21 protein-coding genes and 1 other RNA gene are annotated in these 25,624 nt (G+C 71.0%); 5 read left to right on the forward strand and 17 right to left on the reverse strand.

Annotated elements, in window-relative coordinates:
- Positions 1 to 82: 82 nt before the first annotated feature.
- From EWV39_RS09445 to EWV39_RS09470, 6 genes are all read right to left on the reverse strand, one after another.
- Entirely contained in the window at positions 83 to 664 is a 582-nt protein-coding gene (locus EWV39_RS09445; RefSeq protein WP_129658927.1) for a DUF4190 domain-containing protein, read from the reverse strand.
- 142 nt (positions 665 to 806) lie between these two features.
- Positions 807 to 1,180, reverse strand: a transfer-messenger RNA (tmRNA) gene (ssrA, locus tag EWV39_RS09450).
- Between the two features lie 99 nt (positions 1,181 to 1,279).
- A complete protein-coding gene (gene smpB / locus EWV39_RS09455; protein WP_129658929.1) occupies positions 1,280 to 1,762 on the reverse strand; it encodes an SsrA-binding protein SmpB in 483 nt (160 codons plus the stop codon).
- Between the two features lie 57 nt (positions 1,763 to 1,819).
- Positions 1,820 to 2,938: a peptide chain release factor 2 gene (gene prfB, locus EWV39_RS09460; RefSeq protein WP_129658931.1), complete on the reverse strand. Its 1,119-nt coding sequence runs from the start codon at positions 2,936 to 2,938 to the stop codon at positions 1,820 to 1,822.
- A gap of 79 nt (positions 2,939 to 3,017) precedes the next feature.
- Positions 3,018 to 3,872, reverse strand: coding sequence for a siderophore-interacting protein (locus EWV39_RS09465; RefSeq protein WP_165313254.1), 855 nt, complete (start codon positions 3,870 to 3,872; stop codon positions 3,018 to 3,020).
- Between the two features lie 142 nt (positions 3,873 to 4,014).
- Positions 4,015 to 5,058: an iron-siderophore ABC transporter substrate-binding protein gene (locus tag EWV39_RS09470; protein ID WP_129658934.1), complete on the reverse strand. Its 1,044-nt coding sequence runs from the start codon at positions 5,056 to 5,058 to the stop codon at positions 4,015 to 4,017.
- A 172-nt stretch (positions 5,059 to 5,230) separates the two neighbouring features.
- On the opposite strand from EWV39_RS09470, the gene EWV39_RS09475 reads away from it, so the two are divergent.
- Genes EWV39_RS09475 through EWV39_RS09485 form a run of 3 tightly spaced genes read left to right on the forward strand, consistent with a single transcriptional unit; the run spans position 5,231 to position 8,165 of the window.
- The gene (locus tag EWV39_RS09475; protein WP_129658936.1) at positions 5,231 to 6,319 is read left to right on the forward strand and encodes a FecCD family ABC transporter permease; all 1,089 of its coding nucleotides are present in this window, start codon (positions 5,231 to 5,233) and stop codon (positions 6,317 to 6,319) included.
- Positions 6,316 to 7,353: a FecCD family ABC transporter permease gene (locus EWV39_RS09480; RefSeq protein WP_129658938.1), complete on the forward strand. Its 1,038-nt coding sequence runs from the start codon at positions 6,316 to 6,318 to the stop codon at positions 7,351 to 7,353. The genes EWV39_RS09475 and EWV39_RS09480 overlap by 4 nt, the downstream gene beginning before the upstream one ends.
- Positions 7,347 to 8,165 carry an ABC transporter ATP-binding protein gene (locus EWV39_RS09485; RefSeq protein WP_193554697.1) on the forward strand — a complete coding sequence of 273 codons (819 nt, stop codon included), beginning with the start codon at positions 7,347 to 7,349 and terminating at the stop codon, positions 8,163 to 8,165. Before EWV39_RS09480 ends, EWV39_RS09485 begins: the two co-directional genes overlap by 7 nt.
- A 118-nt stretch (positions 8,166 to 8,283) precedes the next feature.
- Here the strand turns inward: EWV39_RS09485 and EWV39_RS09490 are convergent, their stop codons facing one another.
- From EWV39_RS09490 to EWV39_RS09510, 5 genes are all read right to left on the reverse strand, one after another.
- On the reverse strand, positions 8,284 to 9,003 hold the full coding sequence (locus tag EWV39_RS09490; protein WP_420329959.1) for an ABC transporter ATP-binding protein: 720 nt from the start codon (positions 9,001 to 9,003) through the stop codon (positions 8,284 to 8,286).
- Between the two features lie 75 nt (positions 9,004 to 9,078).
- Positions 9,079 to 9,942 (reverse strand): ABC transporter permease, encoded by an 864-nt coding sequence (locus tag EWV39_RS09495; RefSeq protein WP_129658940.1) that lies wholly within the window; start codon positions 9,940 to 9,942, stop codon positions 9,079 to 9,081.
- Positions 9,939 to 11,936: a glycosyltransferase gene (locus EWV39_RS09500; RefSeq protein WP_129659303.1), complete on the reverse strand. Its 1,998-nt coding sequence runs from the start codon at positions 11,934 to 11,936 to the stop codon at positions 9,939 to 9,941. The genes EWV39_RS09495 and EWV39_RS09500 overlap by 4 nt, the downstream gene beginning before the upstream one ends.
- 32 nt (positions 11,937 to 11,968) lie before the next feature.
- Positions 11,969 to 13,156 (reverse strand): UDP-galactopyranose mutase, encoded by a 1,188-nt coding sequence (glf, locus tag EWV39_RS09505; protein WP_129658941.1) that lies wholly within the window; start codon positions 13,154 to 13,156, stop codon positions 11,969 to 11,971.
- 227 nt (positions 13,157 to 13,383) lie between these two features.
- Positions 13,384 to 13,908 carry a hypothetical protein gene (locus EWV39_RS09510; protein ID WP_129658943.1) on the reverse strand — a complete coding sequence of 175 codons (525 nt, stop codon included), beginning with the start codon at positions 13,906 to 13,908 and terminating at the stop codon, positions 13,384 to 13,386.
- 329 nt (positions 13,909 to 14,237) lie between these two features.
- Here EWV39_RS09510 and EWV39_RS09515 point away from each other — a divergent pair, with 329 nt between their 5' ends.
- Positions 14,238 to 14,486: a WhiB family transcriptional regulator gene (locus EWV39_RS09515; protein WP_129658945.1), complete on the forward strand. Its 249-nt coding sequence runs from the start codon at positions 14,238 to 14,240 to the stop codon at positions 14,484 to 14,486.
- A 138-nt stretch (positions 14,487 to 14,624) separates the two neighbouring features.
- On the opposite strand, the gene EWV39_RS09520 is transcribed toward EWV39_RS09515, so the two are convergent.
- Positions 14,625 to 16,199, reverse strand: coding sequence for a sensor histidine kinase (locus EWV39_RS09520; RefSeq protein WP_129658947.1), 1,575 nt, complete (start codon positions 16,197 to 16,199; stop codon positions 14,625 to 14,627).
- 308 nt (positions 16,200 to 16,507) lie between these two features.
- On the opposite strand from EWV39_RS09520, the gene EWV39_RS09525 reads away from it, so the two are divergent.
- Positions 16,508 to 17,110: an Rv3235 family protein gene (locus EWV39_RS09525; RefSeq protein ID WP_129658949.1), complete on the forward strand. Its 603-nt coding sequence runs from the start codon at positions 16,508 to 16,510 to the stop codon at positions 17,108 to 17,110.
- 175 nt (positions 17,111 to 17,285) lie between these two features.
- Here EWV39_RS09525 and secA read toward each other — a convergent pair whose 3' ends face one another.
- The 5 genes from secA to mtrB form a co-directional block, all read right to left on the reverse strand.
- Positions 17,286 to 20,087 carry a preprotein translocase subunit SecA gene (gene secA, locus EWV39_RS09530; RefSeq protein WP_129658950.1) on the reverse strand — a complete coding sequence of 934 codons (2,802 nt, stop codon included), beginning with the start codon at positions 20,085 to 20,087 and terminating at the stop codon, positions 17,286 to 17,288.
- Between the two features lie 259 nt (positions 20,088 to 20,346).
- The gene (gene hpf / locus EWV39_RS09535) at positions 20,347 to 21,033 is read right to left on the reverse strand and encodes a ribosome hibernation-promoting factor, HPF/YfiA family (RefSeq protein ID WP_129658952.1); all 687 of its coding nucleotides are present in this window, start codon (positions 21,031 to 21,033) and stop codon (positions 20,347 to 20,349) included.
- 15 nt (positions 21,034 to 21,048) lie between these two features.
- Positions 21,049 to 22,065: a ComF family protein gene (locus EWV39_RS09540; protein WP_129658954.1), complete on the reverse strand. Its 1,017-nt coding sequence runs from the start codon at positions 22,063 to 22,065 to the stop codon at positions 21,049 to 21,051.
- Between the two features lie 154 nt (positions 22,066 to 22,219).
- Positions 22,220 to 23,935, reverse strand: a complete 1,716-nt coding sequence (locus tag EWV39_RS09545; RefSeq protein ID WP_129658956.1) for an LpqB family beta-propeller domain-containing protein — start codon at positions 23,933 to 23,935, stop codon at positions 22,220 to 22,222.
- Positions 23,932 to 25,623: an MtrAB system histidine kinase MtrB gene (gene mtrB, locus EWV39_RS09550; RefSeq protein WP_129658957.1), complete on the reverse strand. Its 1,692-nt coding sequence runs from the start codon at positions 25,621 to 25,623 to the stop codon at positions 23,932 to 23,934. Before mtrB ends, EWV39_RS09545 begins: the two co-directional genes overlap by 4 nt.
- Position 25,624: the final 1 nt, after the last annotated feature.

Genomic DNA, 25,624 nt, shown 5'->3' on the forward strand with positions numbered 1-25,624 from the left:
CCCCGGCACGACGGCGCCCCGCCGGTTCCAGCTCGAGGCTGGTTCCGGCGGGGCGCCGTCGTCGTGCGGAGGCTTCGCGCGACTACTGGTTGGACAGGTAGTCGCTGACGCAGTCCTGGTAGGCCGAGGAGGACTGGTCGAAGTGGTTGCACTGCTGGTCCGCGTCGACGATGGTGGCGCCCAGTGCGATCCAGAAGATCAGGACGATGATCGAGATGATCGTGCCGAGCGCACCGGTGATGATGCCGATGATCGGCATCACCTTGCCCGCGCCGGGCGTCTTCTTGAGCTTCACGATGGCCACGATGCCCAGGATGATCGCCACGATCGCGGCGATGCCGGGGACCACGAGCCAGGACAGCACCAGGCCCACGATGCCGCAGATCAGCGAGGCGAGGCCCATGCCCCAGCCGGCCGGGCGGCCGGCGGGCTGGCCGCCGTACTGGTTCTGGTACCCCGCGGCCTGCTGCCCGCCCTGGTAGGAGGGAGCCGTCTGGTACCCGGAGTTCTGGGGGTTGTACTGGGGCGGGCCCTGGTCCGCCGGCGAGCCCTCGCGGGGGGCGCCGTAGGACGAGGCATTGGAGTCGTGCTGGCCGTATTCGGGCGTCCGGCCGTCGCCGGACGTGCTGCGGGGAGCGTTCTCGTCTCCGGGCTGGTGTGACATGGGGTCCGTCTCCTCGTCGATCGGTGGTCTTCAGGTGACTGACCGCCCGGAAGATACATTCGCGGGCGAGTGATCGGTCACCACTATTCAAGCACACGCAAAAATGCCCGGGCCGCAGGGGCCCGGGCATTTCGTGGAGCAATGGTGGAGATGCGGGGAATCGAACCCCGGTCCGATGCGGCTTTGCCAGGTCTTCTCCGGGCGCAGTTCGCGTTACGGTGTTTTCGGCTCCGGCGCTCGCGCGAACGCGTCGCCGCCGAACCTATCCGCATCAAAGTCCCCGATCCCCCTGCGGACGTGGGATCGAGCAGTGGCCATCTAAACTGATGTCAGGCACCGGGTCGATAGCGAACCCGGGCTGACAGACTGCTCAGGCTACTTACGCAGCGAGAGCGAAGTCAGTGCGCTTTTCAGATTTGGCACTTATATTTTTTGCAGAGAGCGTTTACGAGATGACTCTGCATTCTCGGCCCGCTTCACCTGTCGCAACCGGCATCGTCGAAACCGATCATCCCCATATGCGATTATCAATCAGCGGCAGATCCGCGGGACCCCGCGGTCCCCGATCTGCCCTTCCATTCTACGTGCCCCGCCTCCCTTTGTGAAGCGGCCGCCTCAGCCCAGGTTCCGGTAGCGCATGGCCCGCTGGGCCTCGCGCTTGTCCTGGGCCTCCTTGAGGGCCTGGCGCTTGTCGTACTCCCGCTTGCCCTGGGCCAGAGCGATCTCCACCTTGGCCTTGCCGTCCCGGAAGTACAGCTGGAGGGGCACGATCGTGTACCCGGTCTCCTTGCTCTTCTGCTCCAGCTTCCGCAGCTCCTGGCGGTGCAGCAGCAGCTTCCGACGGCGCCGGGCCGCGTGGTTGGTCCACGAGCCGTGGCCGTACTCCGCGATGTGGATGTTCTCCAGCCACAGCTCGCCGCGGCGGTCGAGGTGGCAGAACCCCTCGACGATCGACGCGCCGCCCTCGCGCAGGGATTTGACCTCGGTCCCCATCAGGGCGATCCCGGCCTCGTAGACGGTGATGAGGTTGTAGTCGTGACGGGCTCTGCGGTTGGTCGCGATGACCTTCCGCCCGTCGTCGTTCTTCTTCTGTGCCATAGTGCTCTCGTCGTTCTCCCGCGCCCGGCCGCACCGGGCGCGCGCTCGTCCTGAGGGCTATCCGGCGGCGTCGTTGCGCTGGCCGGCCCGCCAGCGGATGCCGGCGTCGATCAGCGCGTCGATCCCGCCGTCCAGCACCGCGCTGGTGTTGCCCTCCTCGTGGTGGGTGCGCAGGTCCTTGACCATCTGGTAGGGGTGCAGGACGTAGGAGCGCATCTGATCGCCCCAGGACGCCTTCACGTCGCCCGCCAGCTCCTTCTTCTTCGCGTTCTCCTCCTCCTGGCGCTGCAGCAGCAGCCGGGACTGGAGCACGCGCAGGGCGGCGGCCCTGTTCTGGATCTGCGACTTCTCGTTCTGCATCGACACGACGATCCCCGTGGGGACGTGCGTCATCCGCACCGCCGAGTCGGTGGTGTTGACCGACTGGCCGCCGGGGCCCGAGGAGCGGAAGACGTCCACCTTGATCTCGTTCTCCGGGATCTCGACGCTGTCGGTCTGCTCGATGAGCGGGATCACCTCGACCGCCGCGAAGGAGGTCTGGCGGCGGCCCTGGTTGTCGAAGGGCGAGATGCGCACCAGGCGGTGCGTGCCGGCCTCGACCGAGAGCCTGCCGAACGAGTAGGGCGCCTTGACCTCGAAGGTCGCGGACTTCAGCCCCGCCTCCTCGGCGTACGAGGTGTCCAGGACCTTGGTGGGGTAGCCGTTCTTCTCGGCCCAGCGCAGGTACATGCGCAGGAGCATCTCGGCGAAGTCGGCGGCGTCGACGCCGCCCGCTCCGGCGCGGATGGTCACGACCGCCTCCCGGGCGTCGTACTCGCCGCTGAGCAGCGTCACGATCTCGAGGTCGGCGAGCGCGCTGCGCACCGACTCGAGCTCGCCGGCCGCCTCGTCCAGCAACTCGGGCTCGTCCTCCTCCTGGGCCAGCTCGACCATCGTGCTCAGGTCCTCGATCCGACTGCCCAGCCGCTTGAGCCGGTCCAGATCGGCCTGCTGATGGGAGAGCCGGGAGGTCACGCGCTGGGCGGCGTCGGGGTCGTCCCAGAGGTCGGGCGCGGCCGCCTCCTCGGAGAGCTCCGCGATGGATGCCTGCAGCCCCTCGACGTCGCTCACCTGCTCGATGGACGCGAAGGTCCCCCGAAGTTCCTTGATCTCTGCTGAGAAGTCGATTGCGGCCATAGCTCCCCAGTCTATCCGATCGAGGCGCTCCGGCACGCGCCGGGGCCCGGAAGGGGACCGGATCAGCGGCGGGCGATCATCAGCGGCGCGCCCGGCGCTCCCGCTGGGCCCGCCAGTAGCTGCAGAAGGTGATCCGCTCGTCGTCGAACCCGGCCTCGCGGGCCATCCGGCGGGCGCCCAGCGCCAGCTCGTTGCCGCCCACCGCGTAGACGGAGTCGCTCCCGGTCCGCCCGACGGCGGCGGCCAGGGCGGCCTCCCAGCCCAGCCCCCGGTCCCGCGGGGCCCAGGTGACCGAGGCCGCGCCGGGCAGGGAGCGCTCGTCCGAGGCGGTGGGGACCTCCGCGATCACGTCCGCGGTCACGCCCTCCGGCAGGCCCGCCAGGATCGCCTCGAGGCCGGGCAGACCCGTCTCGTCGCACACCGCCAGGACCCGGCACGGGTCGCACAGCCGCGTGAAGATCGTGCCCTGCCCGAGCACCGCCGCGCGGTCCCCGGGGCTCGCGCCCGCGGCCCAGCGCGCGGCGATGCCCTCCAACGCGCCGGCGGCGTCGCGGTGCAGCACGAAGTCGACGTCGAACTCCCAGTCCGGGCCCTCGCCGCCGCGGATCGCGCGCACCGTGTAGTTGCGGATCACCGCGCGGCTCTCCTCGGGGAGCCGCTGCCAGCGCAGGTACCACCCGGCGGCCCCGCCCCAGGGCGGGAGCAGCTCGGCGTCGTGCGCTCCCCCGTGCGGGATGAACAGGCGGAACCACTGGTCCGCGCCCAGCACGGGGAAGGGCAGCTCGTCACCCGGGGACTCGGGGCCGAAGACCAGGCGGAGGAAGGAGCCGGAGACCTGCTCGACGCGGCGCACGACGACGCCGCGCACCCGGCACGACTCCTCGGCCCCGGGCTCCGGGGACGCGGTGCGCTCGGCTGCGGGGACGAGGGACATGGGAGGCTCCTTTCGGGATGATGCGCGGCGGGACGGACGGGACCGACTCGCCGCGCATGGGTGCGGGCCGCTCCCGCGAGAGGACGGCCCGCGCAGGAACGGGAGCGGGCGGACGCCGGCGGGACGGCGTCCGCCCGCGGGGTCAGGACTGCTCGGAGGAGGGCTGGTCCCCGCCGGAGCCGCCCGCCACATCCGCCAGCAGCGGGACGACCTCGTCGAGCGCGTAGTCGACCGAGAGGACGGAGTTCAGGGAGTAGGCGCTGCGGATGTCCTCCTGGTCGTCGCCGAACAGCAGCGTGCGCCCGTCCTTGACCACCGAGAGGTCCTGGTAGGCGGCCTGCTCCGTCACCGCCGACTCGGGGACGTAGATCGGGAAGGCCACCAGCACGTCGGAGTCGAGCACGTCGAGGTTCTCGGAGGAGATCGAGGCGGAGAAGCCGCTCGCCTCCAGCTCCTCGATGCGGGGGTTCTGCTCGAAGCCCAGCTTGGTCAGGAAGTCGACCCGCTCGGAGCCGGCGACATAGGCGCCCCAGCCCTCGGAGGTGTAGGCGGCCGCGGTGACGGTCTTGCCCTCGAACTCCGGGTGCTCCTCGGCGGCGTCGGAGAACTTCTGCTCGACGTCGTCCATCAGCTTCTGCCCCTCGTCGGCCTTGCCGAGGGCCTCGGCGATCATGCTGACCTGCTGGTCCATCGAGGTCAGGTAGTTGTCCCCGCCCTCGGGAACGCCGACGGTCGGGGCGATCTCGGACAGGCGGTCGTGCCGATCCTGCTCGCCGGAGCTCTTGACGTCCAGGATCAGGTCCGGCTCGAGGGCGGCGACCTGCTCGTAGGAGGGCTCCATGGTGTCGATGATCTCAGGGGACTCGTCGTACATGTCCTCGGCCCAGGGGCCGACGCCGTCGCCGCCGAAGGCCAGCCAGTCGGAGGCGCCGACCGGCTGCACGCCCAGCGCGAGCGCCGTCTCCGCATCGCCCCAGCCCAGGGCCACCACTCGCTCCGGGTTTTCGGGAACGTCGACGTCTCCGAATTTGGTGGAGACGCTGGCGCTCTCCCCCTCCTGGTCCTGGGAGTCCTCGCCCCCGGAGGAGCCGCACGCGGAGAGGACCAGCGCTGTGATCAGGGCGACGACGCCGAGGAGGAGACGGAGGGCCGGACGCGCGGCCTGGGCGGAGGAGATGGGTCTCATGACGACCTTCGTGTTCGAGGCCCCGACGGCCCGGGCCCGCAGGGCCTGGCCAGGGGCGTGACAAGTGCAAGGATTACGTTAGGATAGCGTAGCCTTATTCGCGGTCGGATATCCAGGGGGCCCACCACCAGCTGGACGGCCGGCCCCGCTCCCCGCAGACTCCCGAGGTCCCATGCCAGACACACCGCTCACCACGCCCGCCGGGGCCGACCGGGCTGCTCCGCCCGCTCCGGCCCGGCCCCCGCGCGCCGGCTCCCGACGCCGGGCGGCGGGGATCCTCGCGCTCGTCCTGGGGTTCGCGGCCCTGGTCCTCGCCTTCGCGCTCGCGCTGTCCGTGGGCTCCCGCCCGCTGCCCGCCGAGGAGGTCTGGCGTGCGCTGACCGGCGGCGCCGCCTCCTCCGACGCGAGGCTCGTGGTCCTCGAGCTCCGGCTGCCCCGCAGCACCATCGCCCTGGTCGCCGGCCTCGCGCTCGGCCTGGCCGGCGCCCTCGCCCAGTCCCTCACCCGCAATCCCCTCGCGGACACGGGGATCCTCGGCCTGAACTCCGGGGCGTCCTTCCTGATCGCGCTCTCGGTCATGGTCTTCGGCGTCTCCTCGCCCTTCTGGCGCCTGCCGTTCGCCTTCATCGGGACCCTCGGCGTCGCCGTCGGGATCTTCCTCATCGGCGGCACCGGGGCCACGCGGTCCTCGATCGCGCGGGTCACCCTGGCCGGGATGGCCATCGGGGCGGTGCTGTCCGGGATCGTGACGGCGCTGACCCTGATCAACCCCGCCGCCTACTCGGTGCTGCGGGCCTGGAACGCCGCCTCGCTCGAGGGCCGGACCTGGGGCGAGCTGCTGCCCGCCCTGCCCTTCGTCCTCATCGGCGCCGTGCTGGCCATGACCTTGGGCGCCTCCTTCAACTCGCTCTCGCTGGGCGAGGACCTGGCGCGCAGCCTCGGCGTCGACGTCGGCCGCGTCCGGGTGCTCGCGCTGGTCGCGGTGACCCTCCTGGCCGGCAGCGCGACGGCGATCGCCGGGCCCATCGTCTTCGTCGGCCTGATGATCCCCCACCTCGCCCGGGCCATCGTGGGCCCGGACGTGCGCTGGATCATGGCGCTGACCGCGGTGCTCTCCCCCGTGCTCGTGCTGGCCGCCGACGTGCTGGGCCGGGTCCTGCTCCCCAACGGGGAGGTCCCGGTGGGCCTGGTGACGGCGTTCCTCGGCGCCCCCGTGCTGATCGCCATCGCCCGGCGCCGTCACCTGGTGGCGGCCTCGTGAGCGCCCCCGCCGCCACCCGCCGGCCCCGCCGGGCGCAGGTCCCGGGCGGCTCGAGGGCCCGGCGCGTCGTCGGGCTCCTGGTCCTGCTGCTGGCGACGGCGGCGCTGGCCGTCTTCGCCCTCGGCCTGGGCGACTACCCCCTGAGCCCCGGCGAGGTGATCGGCGCGGCGCTGGACCCCGGGGCGGGCTTCAAGCGCACGATCGTGCTGGAGTGGCGCCTCCCCCGGGTCGCGCTGGCCCTGCTCATCGGGGCAGCGCTGGCGGTCTCGGGCGCGCTGTTCCAGTCGCTCACCGACAACCCTCTGGGCTCCCCCGACATCATCGGCTTCACCAGCGGCTCCTACACCGGCGCGATCCTCGCGCTGACGGTCCTGGGCGCCGGGCTCGACGGCGCGGCCCTCGGCGCCCTGCTCGGGGGCCTGGCCACCGCCGGGGTGGTGCTCGCGCTGACCTACCGGCGCGGGATCGAGGGGTTCCGGCTCATCATCGTCGGCATCGGCGTCACGGCCATGCTGACCGCGCTGAACCAGTGGCTGCTCCTGCGCGCCCAGGAGGAGGTCGCGATGAGCGCCTCGATCTGGGGCGCGGGCAGCCTGGCGAACTCCTCCCGGGAGGCCGCGCTGACGGCAGGCGTCGGCGTCGTGGTCCTGCTGGTCCTGGTGGCGGCGGTCAGCGCGCCGCTGCGGCAGCTCGAGCTCGGGGACGACCTCGCGCGCTCCCACGGCGTGCGGACCGGGGCCGTGCGGATCTCGGTGGTGCTGCTCGGCGTCGCGCTGGTCGCGCTCGCGGTCGCCACCAGCGGGCCGATCGCCTTCGTGGCGCTGACCGCCCCGCAGATCGCCGCCCGGCTGCTCCGCTCGCCGGGCCTGCCCCTGACGGGCTCGGCGCTGACCGGCGCCTTCCTGCTGCTCGGCGCTGACCTGCTGGCCCAGCACGCGGTGCCCGGCGGGGTGCCGGTGGGGACGGTCACCACCGTCCTGGGCGGCGTATACCTGGTGACACTCCTGATCCGAGAGGCGAGGAAGACATGGTGAACGAGATGCGGGGCACGACGACGGCCCCCGCCCACTACACGCTCGAGGACCTCCGGCTCGGCTACGGCGAGCGCCCCGTGATCGAGGGGCTGAGCACGCAGATCCCGGCCGGCTCCTTCACCGCGGTGATCGGAGCCAACGGCTGCGGCAAGTCCACCCTGCTGCGCGGGCTGGCCCGGCTGCTGAAGCCCTCCGCCGGCAGGGTCCTGCTGGACGGCGAGCCCCTGGAGGAGATGGCGCCGAAGCAGGTCGCCCGCCGGGTCGGCCTGCTCCCGCAGTCAGCCAGCGCCCCGGACGGCATCGCCGTGCGGGAGCTGGTGGGGCGCGGGCGCTTCCCCCACCAGAACGCCTGGCACATGAACAGCCGGGAGGACGAGGAGGCCATCGAGGCGGCGCTGCGCCGCACCTCGACCCTGGAGCTGGCCGGGCGCCGGGTCTCCGAGCTGTCCGGCGGGCAGCGGCAGCGGGTCTGGGCCGCGATGCTCCTGGCCCAGCAGACCCGGATCCTGCTGCTGGACGAGCCGACCACCTTCCTGGACATGGCCCACCAGATCGACTTCCTGGACCTCTTCGCAGAGCTCAACGCCGCCGGGGCCACCGTGGTCGCGGTGCTCCACGACCTCAACCAGGCGGCCCGCTACGCCGACCGCCTGATCGCCCTGCGGGAGGGCACCATCGTGGCGGAGGGCTCCCCGCGCGAGGTCATCACCCCGGAGAACCTGCGGGAGATCTTCGGGCTGCGGGCCGTGGTCGTGGAGGATCCCGAGACCGGCGGCCCGCTCGTGGTGCCCGCCGCCTCCCGCCCCCGCTGAGCCGCGCAAGGCCCCTCGACCCGGAGGATCCGCTCCCCCCGGGGGGGGCGAAGGACCCCACGCACGGAAGAGGCCCTCCTCCCGCGTACGGGAGGAGGGCCTCTGCCATCCGGCGGGCTCAGCCGCGCAGGCGGGTCACCGCGTCGCGGATGTCGCCGTCCTGCACCACGCGGCCCCTCTCCAGCACGACGCCGCGCTCGCACAGCTTCGCGACCATGTCCAGGTCGTGGCTGACCACCACCAGGGTCTTGCCCCGGTCGGAGAGCTCCTTGATCTTGCGGATGCACTTCTTCTGGAAGGGCTCGTCGCCCACCGCGAGGATCTCGTCCACCAGGAAGATCTCCGGATCCGTGTGCACCGCGACCGCGAAGGCCAGGCGGAGGTACATGCCGGAGGAGTAGAACTTCACCTCGGTGTCGATGAACTGCTCGATCTCCGAGAAGTCGACGATCGACTGGAAGTTGGCGTCGATCTCCTCCTTGGTCATCCCGAGGATCGCGCCGTTCAGGTACACGTTGTCCCGGCCGGTCAGGTCCGGGTGGAAGCCAGCGCCGACCTCGATCAGGCCCGCGATCCGGCCGCGGGTCTTGATGTCGCCGCCGTCGGGGTGCATGACCCCGGAGATGAGCTTGAGCAGCGTCGACTTCCCGGAGCCGTTGAGGCCCAGCAGCGCGACCCGCTCCCCCTCCCGGATCTGGAGGTCGACGCCGTCGAGCGCGTTGAACTTCTCGGACAGGTCCCCCTTGCGGCCCTTGATGAGCCACACGAAGGCCTCCTTCATGGACCGGGTGTGCCGCAGGACGAAGCGCTTGGCCACTTCCTGGATGCGGATCACCACGGGCTCGGTCGACGGCACGTAGGGCCGCGGTTCCCCGCCGAGTTCGGGGTCGTCGTCAATCCACGACACAGGTCATCAGAGCTCCTGGGCGAAACTGCCCTCGAATTTTTTGAACAGCAGGTCGCCGACGAAGAGGAACAGCAGCGCGAGGACGATCGCCACCGGCACCCACAGCGTCAGCAGGTTCGGCGGGACGTGCCACTCCATGCCGGTCGTGGGCGCCCAGAAGGCGTAGTGGAACAGCTCGACGGCGACCGTGATGGGGTTGCACAGGTACAGGTGCAGCCCCCACTCCGGGACGGCGCCGGCCACCCGCTCCCACGGGTACATGACCGGGGAGAGCCAGGTCGCGACCATCACCAGCAGGTCCACGATGTTCTCCGCGTCGCGGAAGAACACGTTGGCCACGCCGAAGATCAGCCCCAGCCCGAAGGAGAAGATGACCATGATCATCATCCCCACCACGGCCGCGGCCAGCTGCATCGGCCCCGGATGCCATCCGACGACGAAGCAGGCGATCAGCAGGACCAGCAGCTGCGGGAGGAAGTGCACCAGGGCGACCCAGATGGTCGAGACCGAGAACAGCTCCCTCGGCAGGTAGATCTTCTTGATCAGCGCCCCGTTGCCCACCATGCAGCGGGCTCCGTTGCCGAAGGCCTCGCCGAAGAAGTTCAGCAGGATGATCCCCGAGAACAGGTAGACGGCGTAGTTCTCCAGCCCCTTGTTCAGCTCCAGGAAGACGCCCAGGGCGATGTAGAAGACGATGAACTGCACGCCTGGCTTGACGTAGGACCACAGGATGCCGAGGACGGATCCCCGGTATCGGACCTGCAGGTCCTTGTCGACGAGCAGCCGCAGGAGGTATCGGTTCTTCAGGGCGTCCACCAGGCCCCGACCGCGGCCGGGGCTCTGGAACGCGCGTTCGCTGATATCGGTCATCGCGTGAGTTGTGAGTCCGTATGCTTCTCGAAGGTCTTCTGCCACGCCTCGAAGGACGTGATCCGCTCGGCGGCCTCGCGGTACTGCTCGCGCAGCTTCGGCCAGTCCCTGAGGATCCGCGCGTGCAGGCGGGTCGCCTCCACGAGCTTGTTCCGCAGCTGGTCCGGCTCGCGCTGGTACCAGGAGACCGCGGTCCCCTCGGCGTTGGAGACCAGCGCCGAGTCGAACTGGGACATCCGCCACCAGCGGTTGTCCTGGTGGGCGATGTGCGCCTGCGGGTGGTCCTTCAGCGCGGGGTCCACCGGGCGGACCAGCTGCTTCGTCACGGTCTTCAGGGCCCACGGCACCAGGGTCCGGTACGAGGGCGCGCTGAATCCGCGGCCGTTGCGCGGAGGCTTGTCCATGCGCGGCTCGGGGAAGGACTCGATGTCCTCGGCGAACTGCGCGTCCGGGTACTGCTTCATCAGGGCCCGGATCTCCGGCAGCCGCTGGGGCTGGATCTCGTGCAGCTGGTCCGGTCCGGCCAGCACGTCGCGCAGGGCCATGATGCGCCCCGCCTCGGTGAAGTACTGCATCGAGATCAGGTGCTTGACGTCCGCGTAGGAGGACTCGCGCAGGAGCCTGCCGCCGCGGTCGTACGGTGAGTGCAGCAGCGCCGCGATGATGCGGTTGCGGATGTGGAAGTAGGCCTGCCAGCCCACCAGGTCGTCCTTGTCGATCCAGGAGACGTGCCACACGGCCGCGCCCGGCAGGGAGACCGTGTGGTAGCCGGCGCGCTTGGCGCGCAGCCCGTACTCGGCGTCGTCCCACTTGATGAACACGGGCAGGGAGAGCCCGATGTCCTTGATGACCTTGGTGGGGATGAGGTCCATCCACCAGCCGTTGTAGTCCACGTCCACGCGGCGGTGCAGCCAGGGGGTGCTGCGCAGGTTCGACTTCAGGAAGTCGTGGCCCAGCACCTGCTCCTGGTGCGGCTGGTCCGGCTGGAAGCGGTAGGTGTTGACGATCTCGCCGAAGGTGTGCAGCACCGAGCGGTTGTAGAGGTCGAACATGTGCCCGCCCACGATGGTGGGCTTGCGGCACATGTCGGCGAAGGTCAGCAGCCGGATGATGGACTCCGGCTCGACGACGACGTCGTCGTCCAGCAGCAGGGCGTAGTCGCTGCCGTTCTCCACGGCCTCGTACATGCCGCGGGCGAAGCCGCCCGAGCCGCCCAGGTTGGACTGGTTGATGATCCGCAGCTTGCCGTCCAGGCGGGCCGCGACCTCCTCGAAGTCCTCCTCGTCCTGGACCTTCTTGGTCCCCTGGTCGACGATGAGGATCTCCTGCAGGTGCTCCAGCACCTCGGGGTTCTCGGCGAAGGAGCGCAGGTTGTTCAGGCAGAAGTCCGGCTTGTTCAGCGTCGTGATCTCCAGCGTGATGCGGCCGGGCTCGCGCCCGTCGTCCGCGCCCTGCCACTCGGCCTGCTCGAGGACGAGCGACTCCGTGCCGGCCACCAGCTCGAACCAGTACCAGCCGCCGTCGCCGAAGGGCTTCAGCGGCAGGTCGAAGGCCGTGCTCTGCTTCCCGGAGACCTGGCGGGAGTCCACCCGCTGCAGGGAGCCGCGGGGGTTGGACTTGTAGACGATCACCGTGCCGGAACCGTGCGTCTGGATCGAGAGGCGGACCTCCTCGAGGGTGGTCCAGCGCTTCCAGTAGGAGGCCGCGAACGCGTTGAAGTAGGTCGCGAAGGAGAGCCGGGAGCCGGCGCGGATCAGCGTCGAGCGCCGACCGATGAAGTCCTCGGCGTGCGCGTCGGAGGATCCGGAGGCCGACGACGCCGCCGCACCCTGGGAGGACTCGCCGCGCTTCTCGCTCGTCAGCGAGTCGTTGCTGCCCAGCGACCCGTTCATGGTCGACAGCTGCACGCCGGTGGCCAGGCCGGAGTCGACGTAGAGCGGGATCGTGTCCATCTGCTGGGCGGAGGGGAAGATGACCCGCTGGAGGGTCTTCATCGGCTGCTCGGCCGTGGTGTCCTGGTCATTGCTCACGCGTCGACTCCTCCGCTCACGAGCTTCTGACTGCCCTCGAAGTGCGGGCGCAGCTTGTTGTCGAACATCGTCAGGGCGGACCCGATGGCCATGTGCATGTCGAGGTACTTGTAGGTGCCGAGGCGGCCGCCGAACAGGACCGACTCCTCGCCCCGGGCGAGGTCGCGGTACTTCAGCAGCTTGGAGCGGTCGACCTCGGTGTTCACCGGGTAGTAGGGCTCGTCGCCCTTCTCGGCGAAGCGGGAGAACTCGCGCATGATCACGGTCGCGTCCTTGGTGTAGTCCCGCTCCGGGTGGAAGTGGCGGAACTCGTGGATGCGGGTGAAGGGGACGTCCTCGTCCGGGTAGTTCATCACCGAGCAGCCCTGGAAGTCCTCGACCGGCAGGACCTCCTCCTCGAGGTCGATCGTGCGCCAGGAGAGGTCGCCCTCGGCGAAGTCGAAGTAGCGATCCACGGGGCCGGTGTAGACCACCGGGACCTGGCCCAGCACGTTGGAGCGGGAGAGCTCGTGATCCCCGTCGAAGAAGTCGGTGTCCAAGCGGACCTCGATGTTCGGGTGGTCCGCCATGCGCTCGAGCCACGCGGTGTAGCCGTCCACGGGCAGGCCCTCGTGGGCGTCGTTGAAGTAGCGGTTGTCGTAGGTGTAGCGCACCGGGAGGCGGCTGATGATGGAGGCGGGCAGGTCCTTGGGATCCGTCTGCCACTGCTTGCCGGTGTAGTGCTTGATGAACGCCTCGTACAGGGGGCGGCCGATGAGCTGGATGCCCTTGTCGTTGAGGTTCTCCGGATCGGTCCCGGCGAGCTCGCCGGCCTGCTCCTGGATCAGGGCCTTCGCCTCGGCCGGGCCGTAGGCGGAGCGGAAGAACTGGTTGATCGTGCCGAGGTTGATCGGCATCGGGAAGACCTCGTCCTGATGGCGAGTGTAGACCCGGTGGACGTAGTTGGTGAAGGCGGTGAAGCGGTTGACGTACTCCCACACGCGCTCGTTGGAGGTGTGGAACAGGTGGGCGCCGTAGCGGTGCACCTCGATGCCCGTGCGCTCCTCCTTCTCGCTGTACGCGTTGCCGCCGATGTGCGAGCGCCGGTCGATCAGAGCGACCTTGAGCCCCAGCTCGGTGGCAGCCCGTTCGGCGATGGTCAGCCCGAAGAGGCCAGATCCGACGACCACTAGATCCGCGTTCACGCAAACTCCTGATGTTGTTGGGCCCGGCCGCGGCTCGCGCGGCCGGACGGTGCTACCCCGGGGCCGACGCCGTCGCCGTCCCGGGCCTTCTGTTCGAGAATCCTAGTAGACATGGCCTGACCGAAACCTGAATGCGGCGCGCGACGCACCGGCGGAGGCGATCCTCGAGACCCCAACCTACCCCATGGCTTCCGGGGTCGGGGCTTCCGGCGGGCCCGCCGCCGGCCTCACTCCGCCGGGCGGCGGGCCTCGCGCAGCAGGTGGGTCTGCACGGGGCGGCTGAAGAGGATCAGGGCGACGAGCACCCCGTAGAGGATCGGCAGGATCGCGATCAGCCATCCCCATACGGGCGCCGACTGCACGGAGATGACGATGAGGAAGACCTGGGCCAGCACGATCAGCGCCCGGGGCCACATCCGCCCGCGGTAGGCGGAGCGGGCCGCCAGCCCCAGCCAGAGGCCGAATCCGATGTAGATGAGGGCCATCAGCAGGATCGCCCCGAGGGGCATGGTCCGCTCCAGGAAGAAGCTCTCGGCGATCTGCACCAGCCCCAGGAGCATCAGCCCGAGCGCCTCGAGACCGACGAGGACGCTGAGGAGGGTCACCGCCCGCGGGGGCCTCGGGCTCGGGCCGGGGGTCTGCGGGATCGATTCCGCATCCAGCGGATCCTCCGCGCCACCGCCGGCGGGGATCCGCTCGTCGGGGCTCCGGTCATCAGGGCTCTGGCCGTCGGGGGTCGCGGAAGAGGTCATGATGAACATTCTAGGGATGAACCGCAAGTCGCCGAAGTCAGCGTCCGGTGGCCTCCAGAGGCGCATTCGAGGTTCTCGGGGTCCCCGCAGAGGGCCCGCCTGTGTCGGGAGCCCCGTGATGTCAAGGAAGTGGGCGTGTGATAAGAAACAACCACCATATCGATGCTCCCCCGTGCGGAAACCCTTGTTCACGGGTTGTTTACATGGGAACCTAATAAAAGTTCACAAGGAGGCCCCCGCACTGTTCCCTGGGGGCTTTTTGCTTGTCCCCCGCGATCGCAGCGCATTGACGCTGGCGGGGTTCCACATCACACGAGGAGCGTGCAACGATGGATTGGCGCAGTCGCGCAGCCTGTCTCGAAAAGGATCCCGAACTCTTCTTCCCGGTCGGCAACACCGGCCCGGCTCTGCTGCAGATCGAAGAGGCCAAGACCGTGTGCCGCAGCTGCACCGTCATGGAGACCTGCCTGCAGTGGGCGCTCGAGACCGGGCAGGACTCCGGTGTCTGGGGCGGCATGAGCGAGGACGAGCGGCGCGCGATGAAGCGCCGCGCGGCCCGCGCCCGCCGCGCCTCCTGACAGCGCTCGCCCACCACGGCTCCCGAGGCCCGACGGTCCCCACCGGCCCGTCCGAGCCCGGCCCGCATTCCACGAAGGCCGCCACCGCGTGTGGCGGCCTTCGTGCGTCCCGGGCTCGGCCCGCGGCGTCCCCGGGACTCATCCTGAGGCCTCATCGGGGATGAAGGCCCGGATGACCACCTCGGTCCCGCCGCCGGCGCGGGGCTGCCATCGGATCGAGCCCTTGAGCTCGCTCGCCACCAGGGTCCGCACGATCTGCATGCCCAGTCCCTCCCCCTCCGAGGGCGGCCGGTAGGCCGAGACGCCGGACTCCTCGATGTAGTAGTCCCCCATCCCGACGCCGTCGTCGGAGATCGTGACCACCAACATCGGCTCGCCCTGCTCGGACTCGGTGCGGCGCCCGTCCAGCCCGACCGTCCCCGAGGACCCGTCGAGCCCGTGCTCGACGGCGTTGGCGACGATCTCGTTGACGATGAGCGCCAGCGGCGTCGCGAGCTCGCTGGGCAGCTGCCCGAAGTGCCCCGTCAGCTCGGTGCTGACCGCCTGGCCGGGCGAGGCCACCTCCGCCGCCAGGTGGAACTGACGGCCGATGAGGTCGTCGAAGTCGACGTTCTGGGTCAGCCCCTGCGAGAGCGCCTCGTGGACCATCGCGATGGTCGCCACCCGCCGCATCGCCTGCTCGAGCCCCTCCTTGGCCTCCTGGGAGGTCATCCTGCGGGCCTGCAGCCTCAGCAGCGCCGAGACGGTCTGCAGGTTGTTCTTCACGCGGTGGTGGATCTCGCGGATCGTCGCGTCCTTGGTCATCAGCTCGAGCTCCCGGCGCCGCAGCTCGGTCACGTCCCGGCACAGCAGGATCGCGCCGAAGCGCTCCTCCCCCCGGCGGGTCTGGCGACGGAGCGGGATCGCCCGGAAGGTCACGCTGGCCCGGCTCGTGCCGATCTCGCTGCGCCACGGCATCCGTCCGGTGAGCACGAGCGGGAGGGTCTCGTCGGCCTTCTCCGTGGAGGGCAGCAGGTCGCGGGTCAGCTCCGCGAGGTACTGCCCGGTCAGCGAGTCCGTGAAGCCCAGGCGGCGGTAGACCGAGACGGCGTTGGGGCTGGCGAAGGTCACGCGTCCCTCCGCGTCCAGCCGGATCACGCCGTCGCTGACCCGGGGGTTGCCGCGCGAGGTCCCCGCCGGCGCGGAGAAGTCCGGCCAGGCCCCGCGCGCGACCATGCTCAGCAGCTCGCGCGCCGTCTCCCGGAAGACCGTGTCGAGCCGCCCCTGCATCCGGGCCGAGAGGATGCCGTTGTGCACGGTCAGCAGGGCGAGGGTGCGGCCGTTGCGCACCAGGGGGTAGACGACGACGCGCATGCTCGACTCGCTGTTCCAGTCCACCCGGTCCAGCGGGCGGACCGTCTGCTCGAACCAGCACTCCCGCGCGCCCGCCGCGACCGCGGAGGTCATCGGCTGGCCCACCATGTCCCGGTGGAACACGGTCTGGGCGGTGGAGGGGCGGACGTGCGCCAGGCCCACGAAGCCCGTGCCCTCGGCCGGGCCGCCCTGGGACCGGTCCCCCAGCTCCGCCGCCACGAACTCCTCGGGGAACCAGAGCACCAGGTCCCCCTGGGCGAGGTCGGAGACCAGCTGCCAGTCGCCGACCAGCAGGTGCAGCCATTCCGAGTCTCCGGGACCGAACTCCCCGGTCTTGAGCAGAGGGTCGGCGAGCGTCATGGGGCTCCTCGGGGGTCGGCGTCGGGTGCTGCTCCCATCCTATGACGCCGCCCGCGCCCGCGCCGGGTGACTGATCGCCGCACGATCTGACCGGCTGTGGCGCCGCAATGCTTTACCGCCCCGGTTCCCCGCGGGTATGCATGGTCTCGTACCGACCGCCAGGCCGGTGCGCTGGGGGATCGCGCACCGCGGCGGCCGGAGGGACGGCGCAGGGGATCCGAGGCCGCGCCCTCCCGCCTCCCGTCCGCTCCCCTCGGGGCCGCACGCCGCAAGGGCTCGACGTCGAGCCGAAGGAGGAGCACCAGAGTATGAGCACCGTTCCCGAAGACCCCCGCGTCCGCCTCAGGAGGGGGACCGTCCTGTCCATCGAGAGCATCCCCGCCGCGCCCGGCACGCATCCGGCCGGCCCGCCGCCCTACTACCGGTGGCGACGCCGCAGCACCGATCCCGAGGAGCAGCTGCGGAGGGTCCACGCCATCGCCGCGACCATGGGGGTCGCGCTGGTGGAGGTGGTGACGGGCGGGCGCTCGGCGGACCAGCTGGCCCGTTGGGTGCATCCGAGGGCGCTGGCGCGCCTGCGTCTGCGGGCGGGGATCGAGGGGGCCCGCGAGGGGGCCCGCGCCGGACGGCCCCCGGGGACGCCGGCGACCGGGAGAGGGCCCGGGCGGCGGGACCTCGGCGCCCCGGGGCCGGGCCGGAGCGGAGCAGGCGTTCCGGGTCCGGCCTCGCCTGCGCCGGGACGGTTCGGCCCCCGCGACGCCCGGCTGCGACGGGTCCGGGCGATCCTCGTCGCGCCCGACGAGTACGAGGCCAGCGTCGCCGTCGACGACGGAGAGCGCACGCGGGCTATCGCGCTGCGCATCCACAAGCCGCGCGGTCAATGGCAGGTCGTGGAGGCCGAGATCGGGTGAGCCCGGCGGGCCGGGCGCCGGGCCGGCCCGCCGCGTCGGCCGCACTCCCCCGGGTGTGCGGGACGACAGCTAGGCGGCACGACGCCGCGGAGCGGGCCCGGGAGCCGCAGAGCGCCCCGCCCCGCCGCCGGCCTCAGGGGCGGCTGCGGGGCGGGGCGCTCTGCGGCGGGCGGGATCAGCGCTTGCGCGAGCCCTTCTGGGCGGCACGCTTGGCCTTGCGGTTGGCCGGGGCGGGGGCGCCCTTCCGCTCCCCGGCGTCGGCCTTCGTCTTCGTCGCGACGGCGGACCGGGCGGTCTCCTCCCCCGCGGCGGAGGACGCCGGGGCGGCCGCGTCCCGGTCTCCCCCGGCCGCCCCGGCGTCGGGCTCCTCCCCCTCGGAGACCTCGACGCGGCTCTGCTCTCCCCCGTCCTCGCTGGGCGAGGTGTACCGGAGGAAGGAGGGCTGCGCGGGGACCTTGAGGGCCTGCGAGGACATCTGCGTGCGCTGCTTGGACAGGTCCAGCTTGAACAGGTAGGAGACCGTCTCCTCGCGGATCGTGTCCATCATCGACTGGAACATCGCGTAGCCCTCGCGCTGGTACTCGATCAGCGGGTCGCGCTGGGCCATCGCGCGCAGGCCGATGCCCTCCTTGAGGTAGTCCATCTCGTAGAGGTGCTCGGGCCAGTGGCGGCCGATCACGGAGAGGATCACGCGGCGCTCGATGTTGCGCATCGCCTCGGAGCCGACCTCCTCCTCGCGCGCCTCGTAGACCAGCCGCGCGTCGGAGAGGATCTCCTCGGTGATCTTCTCCTGGGTCAGCTTCGAGGCGCCGCCGGCGGACTCCTCGAGGTCCTCGATCGAGACGCTGACCGGGTAGATCGTCTCCAGGACGCTCCACAGCTTGGGCAGGTCCCAGTCCTCGGCGTGGCCCTGGCTCGTCTTGTCCGCGATCGCGGAGGTGATGACCTCGGTGATGAACCGCTGGATGTGCTCGGCGATCTCGTCGCCCTCCAGGATCTTCGCCCGGTCGGCGTACATCGCCTCGCGCTGGCGGTTCAGGACGTCGTCGTACTTGAGGATGTTCTTGCGCTGCTCCGCGTTGCGCGACTCGACCTGGTTCTGGGCCGAGGCGATCACGCGGGTCACGATGCGGTGCTCCAGGGCGGCGTCGTCGGGGGCGCCGGCCATCAGCCGGGCCGCGGCGGCGCCGTTGAACAGGCGCATCAGGTCGTCGGAGAGCGAGAGGTAGAAGCGCGACTCGCCCGGGTCCCCCTGGCGGCCGGAGCGGCCGCGCAACTGGTTGTCGATGCGGCGGGACTCGTGCCGCTCGGTGCCCAGCACGTAGAGGCCGCCGAGCTCGGTGACCTCCTCGTGGGCCTTCCTGGTGGCCTCCTCCTCGGCCTTGAGGACCTCGGGCCAGCGGGCCTCGTACTCCTCGGGGCGCTCTGCCGGGTCCAGCCCCAGCTCGCGCATCCGCTCGACGGCGTTGAACTCGGCGTTGCCGCCGAGCATGATGTCGGTGCCGCGGCCGGCCATGTTGGTCGCGACCGTCACGGCGCCCCTGCGGCCGGCCTGGGCGATGATCGCCGCCTCCCGGGCGTGGTTCTTGGCGTTCAGGACCTCGTGCCTGACCCCGGCCTTGGCCAGGAGCTTCGAGAGGTACTCGCTCTTCTCCACGCTCGTGGTGCCGACCAGCACCGGCTGGCCCTTCTCGTAGCGCTGGGCGATGTCCTTGACGACGGCGGCGAACTTCGCGACCTCGTTCTTGTAGACCAGGTCGGGCTTGTCCATGCGCTGCATCGGCTTGTTCGGGTCGATGACGGCGATGCCGAGGTCGTAGGTGTTGACGAACTCCGCGGCCTCGGTCTCGGCGGTGCCTGTCATGCCCGAGAGCTTGTCGTAGAGGCGGAAGTAGTTCTGCAGGGTCACGGTGGCCATGGTCTGGTTCTCGGCCTTGACCTCCACGCCCTCCTTGGCCTCGATCGACTGGTGGACGCCCTCGTTGTAACGGCGGCCGGGAAGGATGCGGCCGGTGTGCTCGTCGACGATGAGCACCTCGCCCTTGAGCACCACGTAGTCCTTGTTGGCGGTGAACAGCTCCTTGGCCTTGATCGAGTTGTTGAGGAACCCGATCAGCGGGGTGTTCGCCGACTCGTACAGGTTGTCGATCCCCAGGTGGTCCTCGACCTTCTCGATGCCCGGCTCGAGCACCCCCACGGTCTTCTTCTTCTCGTCGACCTCGTAGTCGGTCTCCCGTTCCAGGCTCTTGGCGATCCGGGCGAACTCGCCGTACCAGCGGTTGGCCTGGCCCGAGGCCGGCCCGGAGATGATCAGGGGGGTCCTGGCCTCGTCGATGAGGATCGAGTCCACCTCGTCCACGATCGCGAAGTGGTGGCCGCGCTGCACCCGGTCGTCCACCGACCAGGCCATGTTGTCGCGCAGGTAGTCGAAGCCGAACTCGTTGTTGGTCCCGTAGGTGATGTCCGCCTCGTACTGCTTGCGGCGCACCTCGGGAGTCTGCTGGGAGACGATCACGCCCGCCTCCATGCCGAGGAAGCGGTAGACGCGGCCCATCAGGTTGGCCTGGTACTCGGCGAGGTAGTCGTTGACGGTCACCACGTGGACGCCCTTGCCGGTGAGCGCGTTGAGGTAGGCGGGCGCGGTCGCGACCAGGGTCTTGCCCTCGCCGGTCTTCATCTCGGCGATGTTGCCCAGGTGCAGGGCGGCGCCGCCCATGAGCTGGACGTCGTAGTGCCGCTGGCCCAGCGTGCGGGCGGAGGCCTCGCGCACCACCGCGAAGGCCTCGGGCAGGAGCACGTCGAGGCTCTCGCCGTCGGCGAGACGCTGCTTGAAGACGTCCGTCTCGGCGCGCAGCTCGGCGTCGGAGTACTGCTTGAAGTCCTCCTCGAGCGAGTTGATCGCCTCGGCGTAGACCCTCAACCGCTTGAGCAGCCTCTTGTCCCCGGTGCGGAGGATCTTTTCCAGGAAAGATGCCACGAGCGCTAACTCCTAGTGATTCACGAGATTCGGTGGTGGCCCGCGGACGGCGGGTCGAGGCGCTGACTCGACACGGTCTCGCCCAACAGGACATTCTACGTGACTCTAACGGCACCGCCTGGGCGTTCGCTAGAGACTCACCCCGCATCAGGGACCGGAGACTCGTCACGTGGCGGAGCGCACGGGCAGGGCCCGCCCCGCGGTGCGGGACGGGCCCTGCCCGACCGCCGGCGCCTTCCGGCCCCGGCGGCGATCCGGCTTAGAGCGCCTTGTAGACGCGGGTCTCGCTGCGGCCCTCGGCGGGCGCGTCGTCGCCGAGGGTGATGACGCCGTAGCTCCAGCCCTTGCGCCGGTAGACCGCCGCCGGGCGGTCGACCTCCACGTCGACGAAGAGGTAGAAGTCGTGGCCGACGAGCTCCATGCGGTCCACCGCCTGGTCCACCGTGAGCTTCTCGGTGGGGAAGGTCTTGCGGCGGATCTCCACCGGGGTGATCTGGGCGGAGAGCGGGTACTCGTCGTCGAAGGCCGCCTCCTCGACGGGGACGTCCTGGTGGGATCCCTCCACGATCCCGTTCTGCTCGGCGTCCAGCTCGCTCACCACCGGCAGGGCGCCGGTGGCCTCGGACACGGAGAGGGGACGGTGGTTGCCGCGGTGGATCTTGCGGCGGTCGCGGGCCCGGCGCAGCCGCTCCAGCAGCTTGCCGTACGCGTCGTCGAAGACCGCGAACTTGTCCGGGCCGCTCGCCTCGGCGCGCAGGACGGGGCCGGGGCTGTTGACGGTGATCTCCACCGTGATCGCGTTGGGGCCGCTGCCCACCTTGGTGATCTTGACCTCGATCACATCGACGCGGTCGTTCAGCTTCTCGAACTTCTCGACCTTCTCCTCGATGTAATCCCGCATCCGATCGGGCACCTTGATGTTTCGACCGTAGACGTTGAGTTCCACGATGACCTCACCTCGCTAGTGGGTGGGTGCGGCTACCGACCCCGGTCTTCGACCTCCGCGTCGATAACCAGCACGGGGAGAGGGTCTGACCGTCTCCTTACCCCCACGGTAGTGGACCGGCCCGCTTTCGTCATCGTCGTGTCCCGGCGACACACCGGGCGGCGCACCGTGTTCACTCACAGCATGGCGGGGCTCCTGCGGCGCTCCCGCCGGGGGCCGGACGGTGGCGAGGACCGCCGCCCCGGCGACCTCCCCTCCCCAGGCCTCCAACGCGCGGAGGGCCTCGCACAGGGTGGCGCCGGTGGTCAGCACGTCGTCGACGATCAGCAGGCGCGGGGCCGCCTCCCGGCCCGAGGGGCGGGGCACCGGCGCCCACCGGCCCACCGACAGGGAGCCGCGGATCCGCTGGGATCGCTGCCGCGCCCCGAGGGCCTTCTGAGCGCGTCCCGCCGCCGGGCGGAGGGCGGCGGGCAGCAGCTCCCAGGGGTCGCGGCGCCGACGCAGCAGGGGCACGACCCTCACCCGGGCCCCGGAGCGCACGCCGCGCAGCGCGCGGCGGGCCAGCAGCTCGGCCGGGACGAATCCCCGGCGCCGGAACGCCGCGGCGGAGGAGGGCACCGGCACCAGCCAGACGGGGCCGGGGGCGCTCAGCGCCGGGCTCTCCCCGAGGGCGCGGGCCAGGGCCGCGGCCAGCACCGGGACGACGTCGAGCCGCTGCCCCTCCTTGAAGGCCAGGACGAGGCGGGCGACCTCGTGCCGGTAGACCCCCGCCGCCACGCAGGAGAGACCCTCCGGCCAGCGCGGGGCCGCGGATCCCGCCGCGAGGGGCCGGGCGCTCGCGCGGTGGAAGAGCCGGCGGCAGGTCCAGCACACGGCCGCGCCGCCGGCCCCGCAGGAGGCGCAGGTCTGGGGCAGGAGGAGCTCCGCCGCGGCGGCGAGGGCCGCCCAGCACGCCGCCGCGACCCGGTCCGCGCGCCGCGCGGCTCCCGCCATGCCGCGCCCGCTCCCCGTCCGTGCCCGATCTGCGTCCATGCCGCCATCCTCCCCCGCGGCCGCGCGGCGAGGCTCCCGCGCCGAGGATCTGTGGAGGGGTCGGAGCGGGGTCCCGGGCGGAGGCCGCCTGGGGACGTCGTGTCCCTGGCGGGGCGGCCGCCCGGACCGCTCGCGGACGCCCCCGCCCGCTCCCTCAGCCGGAGAACGCGAGGTCCCGGACGTCGGTGCTGACCCGCGTCCAGGAGGTGCCGCCGAGCTCGAAGACGCCGCTCTCGGTCTGCGCGTACACCGCCTCCTGCCCGTTGCCGGCCGAGAGGTGCTCGATCCCCGAGAGCCCGTTGAGGCCGGTGATCTCGCCGGAGAGCGAGACGATCTGGACCGAGTCCCCGCCGGTGTCGGCCACGACCATCGAGGAGTCCGAGATCCAGTGCGCCTCGGTGGCCTGGATGTCGGTGCCCACCCGCAGCGGCTCGCCGAGGCGCTGCGGGGCGCCCGCGTCGTCGCGCTCGATGCCGGCGACCCACACCCGCGCCGCGTCCGCCTCCCCGGTCACCACCAGGGCCCGGGTCCCGTCGCGGGAGACCTGCAGGGACTGGATGCTCTGGCCGGCGAGCCAGGCGGCGCCGACCCGATCGGGCTCCGCCCCCGGGCCGGCGCCGAGCGCGTCGGGGCTGAGCGCGAGCACCTCGCCCGCCGAGGTCCCGGCCCACGTCCAGCCGCGGCGGTCGACGCCGGGGGCGCTCAGCTCGGCGTCGAACTCCGCGTCGTACGTCTGCCCGTCGGTGGTGCGCACGCCGAGCCTGCGGCGGTCCCGGTCCAGGTAAGCGTAGGTGTCCCGTCCCGCGTTCATCGCCGGCAGCGCCGGCTCGAAGGCCGGGGGATCGATCCCGGAGATCGTCGTGTTCCGGCCGTCCAGGTAGCTCACCAGGGCGCCGTCGAGCACGCCGACCTGCTGCTCGGGGACCGAGGGGTCCACCGAGGGCGGCGTGTAGTCGTCGATCCGGCCGTCCTCGACCCGCCGGTCGTCGACCGAGACCGTGATGTCCGTGACCGCGCTGACCGACTGCAGGGTCTGCTCGAACTGGGAGTACATGCGCTCGATCCCGGTTTGGTCCATCTCGGAGAGCTGGTCGCCGGACAGGGCGATCTCGGCGGTCTCCCCGCTCAGGGGCACCGAGGAGCGCTGCAGCGTCGTCCCCTCCGGCACGGCCGTGCTCACCGCGCTCTCGAGGTACGGCGCCGGCCCGCGCAGCAGGACGCTGATGAGCGAGGTGACGACGGCGGGCCGGCTCGCGAACCAGCGGACGTCCGGCACCGCGTAGCTGAAGGTCGGATCGTAGAAGTACAGCGAGTAGCTCTGGAACAGCTGCTCGAACTCGGTGCGCGAGAGCATGGTCCCGTGGGGGACCGCGGAGATCCGCCACTGGCCGTCGACCCGCTCGAACTCGACGTCCATGGACTGCTCGTCGGGCTCCTGGTACGACGTCGCGATGCCCCGGTCGTCGATCGAGGTGCCGACGCTGATCTCCAGCGTCGCCTGCTCCTCGGAGTCGCCGGGCTCGATGCTCACCTCGTCCCGGTAGACCCAGGTGTGCTCCTCGGGGCTCCAGGTGGAGGCCAGCTCGGGGGTCAGGTACTCGCGCGCCACCGAGTAGTCGTCCTCGACGCCGGTGCCGGCCGCGATGAACCCGCGCAGCAGCTCCTGCGGCTCCGCGCCGTCCGCCGGCGCCTCGGGGGAGTAGCGCGGCTCCGGGCTCTCGGTGCCCGTGCCGTCCTCGGCGTAGTGGTACACCGGGCCGTCGGTGGGGATCTGGCCGCAGCCGGTCAGCGCCACGAGCGCGGCGCAGCCGGCCGCCGCCGCCCTGAGCCAGGCCCGGCGGGTCCTCGTGCGGGGCTCGCGTGCGCTCATGGTCCGCCCTCCTCGTCCTCGTCCGGTCCTTCCCCGGCGGCGTCCGGCCCGATCCGGGGCATCGACGCCGGCGTGTCCGGCACGCCCTCCGGCGGCAGCCCGAGCGGGGAGTCCCCCGAGCTGCGCCCCTGCTCGCGGGGCAGGGTCAGCCGGAAGCAGGCCCCGTGCCCGGGCTCGCCCCACGCGTCCAGGCGCCCGGAGTGCAGCCGGACGTCCTCGGCGGCGATGGACAGGCCGAGGCCCGTCCCGCCGAGCGTGCGCTTGCGCGAGGGGTCCGCGCGCCAGAACCGGTCGAAGACCTGCCGGGACTCCTCCGCCGTCATGCCGACGCCGTGGTCCCTGACGGCGACCGCGACGTCGGTCTCGTTGCTGCCGATGTAGACGTCGATCGGGCGCCCCTCCGAGTGCTCGATCGCGTTGACCAGCAGGTTCCGCAGCACCCGGTCGATCCGCCGCGGGTCCATCTGCACCGTGCACCGCTCCCCCGCCTCGTGGGTCCTGATCTCGAGGCCGCGCTTGTCCAGGTGGGGCCGGACCGCCTCGATCGCGTCCTCGACGAAGTCCGCGACGTCGACCGTGCTGAGGTTCAGCGTCGCCGAGCCGGCGTCGAAGCGGGAGATCTCCAGCAGGTCGGCGAGCATCGACTCGAACCGGTCCACCTGGTGGTACATCAGCTCGGTCGAGCGCTGGAAGGAGGTGTCCATCTTCTCGCGGCCGCTGTAGAGCAGCTCGGCCGCCATCTTGACCGTGGTCAGCGGGGTGCGCAGCTCGTGGGAGACGTCGGAGACGAAGCGCTGCTGCATCTTGGACAGCGTCTCCAGCTGGACGATCTGCCGCTGGATGCTGTCGGCCATGTCGTTGAAGGAGGAGCCCAGCACGGCGGCCTCGTTCTCCCCGCGGACGACGACGCGCTCGTCGAGGTCCCCGCCCGCCAGCCGGACGGCGGTGCGCGCCGTCTGGGAGATCGGCCGGATCACGCTGCGGGTCACCCACCACACGATGGTGGCCACGAAGATCAGCAGGATCACGAAGCCCACCGTGATCACGAACTGGATGTAGTTGAGCGTCTCCTGCGAGGAGGAGAAGTCGTAGACCAGGTACAGGCCGAACTCGCTGCCCTGGTTCAGGTGCACCTTGGAGCCGACGATCACCACCGGGACCGGCTCCCCGGTCCCGTCCACCGGCATCGACGAGGACTGCCAGTAGACGCCGTCCTGCGCCGCGACCTCCGCCTGGAGGTCACGCGGCACCGAGGCCGCGGTCATCCGCTGGTTCTGGCTCTGCGGGCCCACATATCCCTGCCCGCCCTGGTAGGAGACGGGGATCAGGATCCACTCGCGCTTGGCGTCGGCGCCGTGGGTCTCGAGGATCGTCAGCGTCTCGCGGACCAGGGCCTGGACCTCGGTCTGGTCCGAGGCCACGGCGTTGTCGAAGATCCGCTGGACGTCCTGGAAGCCGCTCGAGGACTCCTCAAGCGCCTGCTCCTGCCGCTCGCGGAAGAGGCTGTTGGCGATCTGCGTGGACAGGAAGTTCCCCGCCACGAGGAAGCCCACCAGGGACAGGGCGGTGGCCACGACCACCGCCGAGAACTGCAGGGACCGCCGCCACGTCTCGCGCAGGGCGCGGAAGGCCGCGGGGACGACGCCCAGGGCGTTGCGCACCGCCCCGCGCGATCTGTGCGTGACCATC

The organism is Rothia halotolerans (assembly GCF_004136635.1).
Classification (GTDB): Bacteria; Actinomycetota; Actinomycetes; order Actinomycetales; family Micrococcaceae; genus Rothia; species Rothia halotolerans.

Excerpts from the sequence above, each read along its gene's own strand:
- EWV39_RS09545 (WP_129658956.1), bottom strand. The coding sequence starts at position 23,935 with ATGAGCGCACGCGAGCCCCGCACGAGGACCCGCCGGGCCTGGCTCAGG.
- EWV39_RS09495 (WP_129658940.1), bottom strand. The coding sequence starts at position 9,942 with ATGACCGATATCAGCGAACGCGCGTTCCAGAGCCCCGGCCGCGGTCGG.
- EWV39_RS09515 (WP_129658945.1), top strand. The coding sequence starts at position 14,238 with ATGGATTGGCGCAGTCGCGCAGCCTGTCTCGAAAAGGATCCCGAACTC.
- EWV39_RS09540 (WP_129658954.1), bottom strand. The coding sequence starts at position 22,065 with ATGGACGCAGATCGGGCACGGACGGGGAGCGGGCGCGGCATGGCGGGA.
- EWV39_RS09500 (WP_129659303.1), bottom strand. The coding sequence starts at position 11,936 with ATGAAGACCCTCCAGCGGGTCATCTTCCCCTCCGCCCAGCAGATGGAC.
- EWV39_RS09465 (WP_165313254.1), bottom strand. The coding sequence starts at position 3,872 with ATGTCCCTCGTCCCCGCAGCCGAGCGCACCGCGTCCCCGGAGCCCGGG.
- smpB (WP_129658929.1), bottom strand. The coding sequence starts at position 1,762 with ATGGCACAGAAGAAGAACGACGACGGGCGGAAGGTCATCGCGACCAAC.
- EWV39_RS09520 (WP_129658947.1), bottom strand. The coding sequence starts at position 16,199 with ATGACGCTCGCCGACCCTCTGCTCAAGACCGGGGAGTTCGGTCCCGGA.
- EWV39_RS09470 (WP_129658934.1), bottom strand. The coding sequence starts at position 5,058 with ATGAGACCCATCTCCTCCGCCCAGGCCGCGCGTCCGGCCCTCCGTCTC.
- mtrB (WP_129658957.1), bottom strand. The coding sequence starts at position 25,623 with ATGGTCACGCACAGATCGCGCGGGGCGGTGCGCAACGCCCTGGGCGTC.
- EWV39_RS09485 (WP_193554697.1), top strand. The coding sequence starts at position 7,347 with ATGGTGAACGAGATGCGGGGCACGACGACGGCCCCCGCCCACTACACG.
- EWV39_RS09525 (WP_129658949.1), top strand. The coding sequence starts at position 16,508 with ATGAGCACCGTTCCCGAAGACCCCCGCGTCCGCCTCAGGAGGGGGACC.
- EWV39_RS09475 (WP_129658936.1), top strand. The coding sequence starts at position 5,231 with ATGCCAGACACACCGCTCACCACGCCCGCCGGGGCCGACCGGGCTGCT.
- EWV39_RS09510 (WP_129658943.1), bottom strand. The coding sequence starts at position 13,908 with ATGACCTCTTCCGCGACCCCCGACGGCCAGAGCCCTGATGACCGGAGC.
- EWV39_RS09445 (WP_129658927.1), bottom strand. The coding sequence starts at position 664 with ATGTCACACCAGCCCGGAGACGAGAACGCTCCCCGCAGCACGTCCGGC.
- prfB (WP_129658931.1), bottom strand. The coding sequence starts at position 2,938 with ATGGCCGCAATCGACTTCTCAGCAGAGATCAAGGAACTTCGGGGGACC.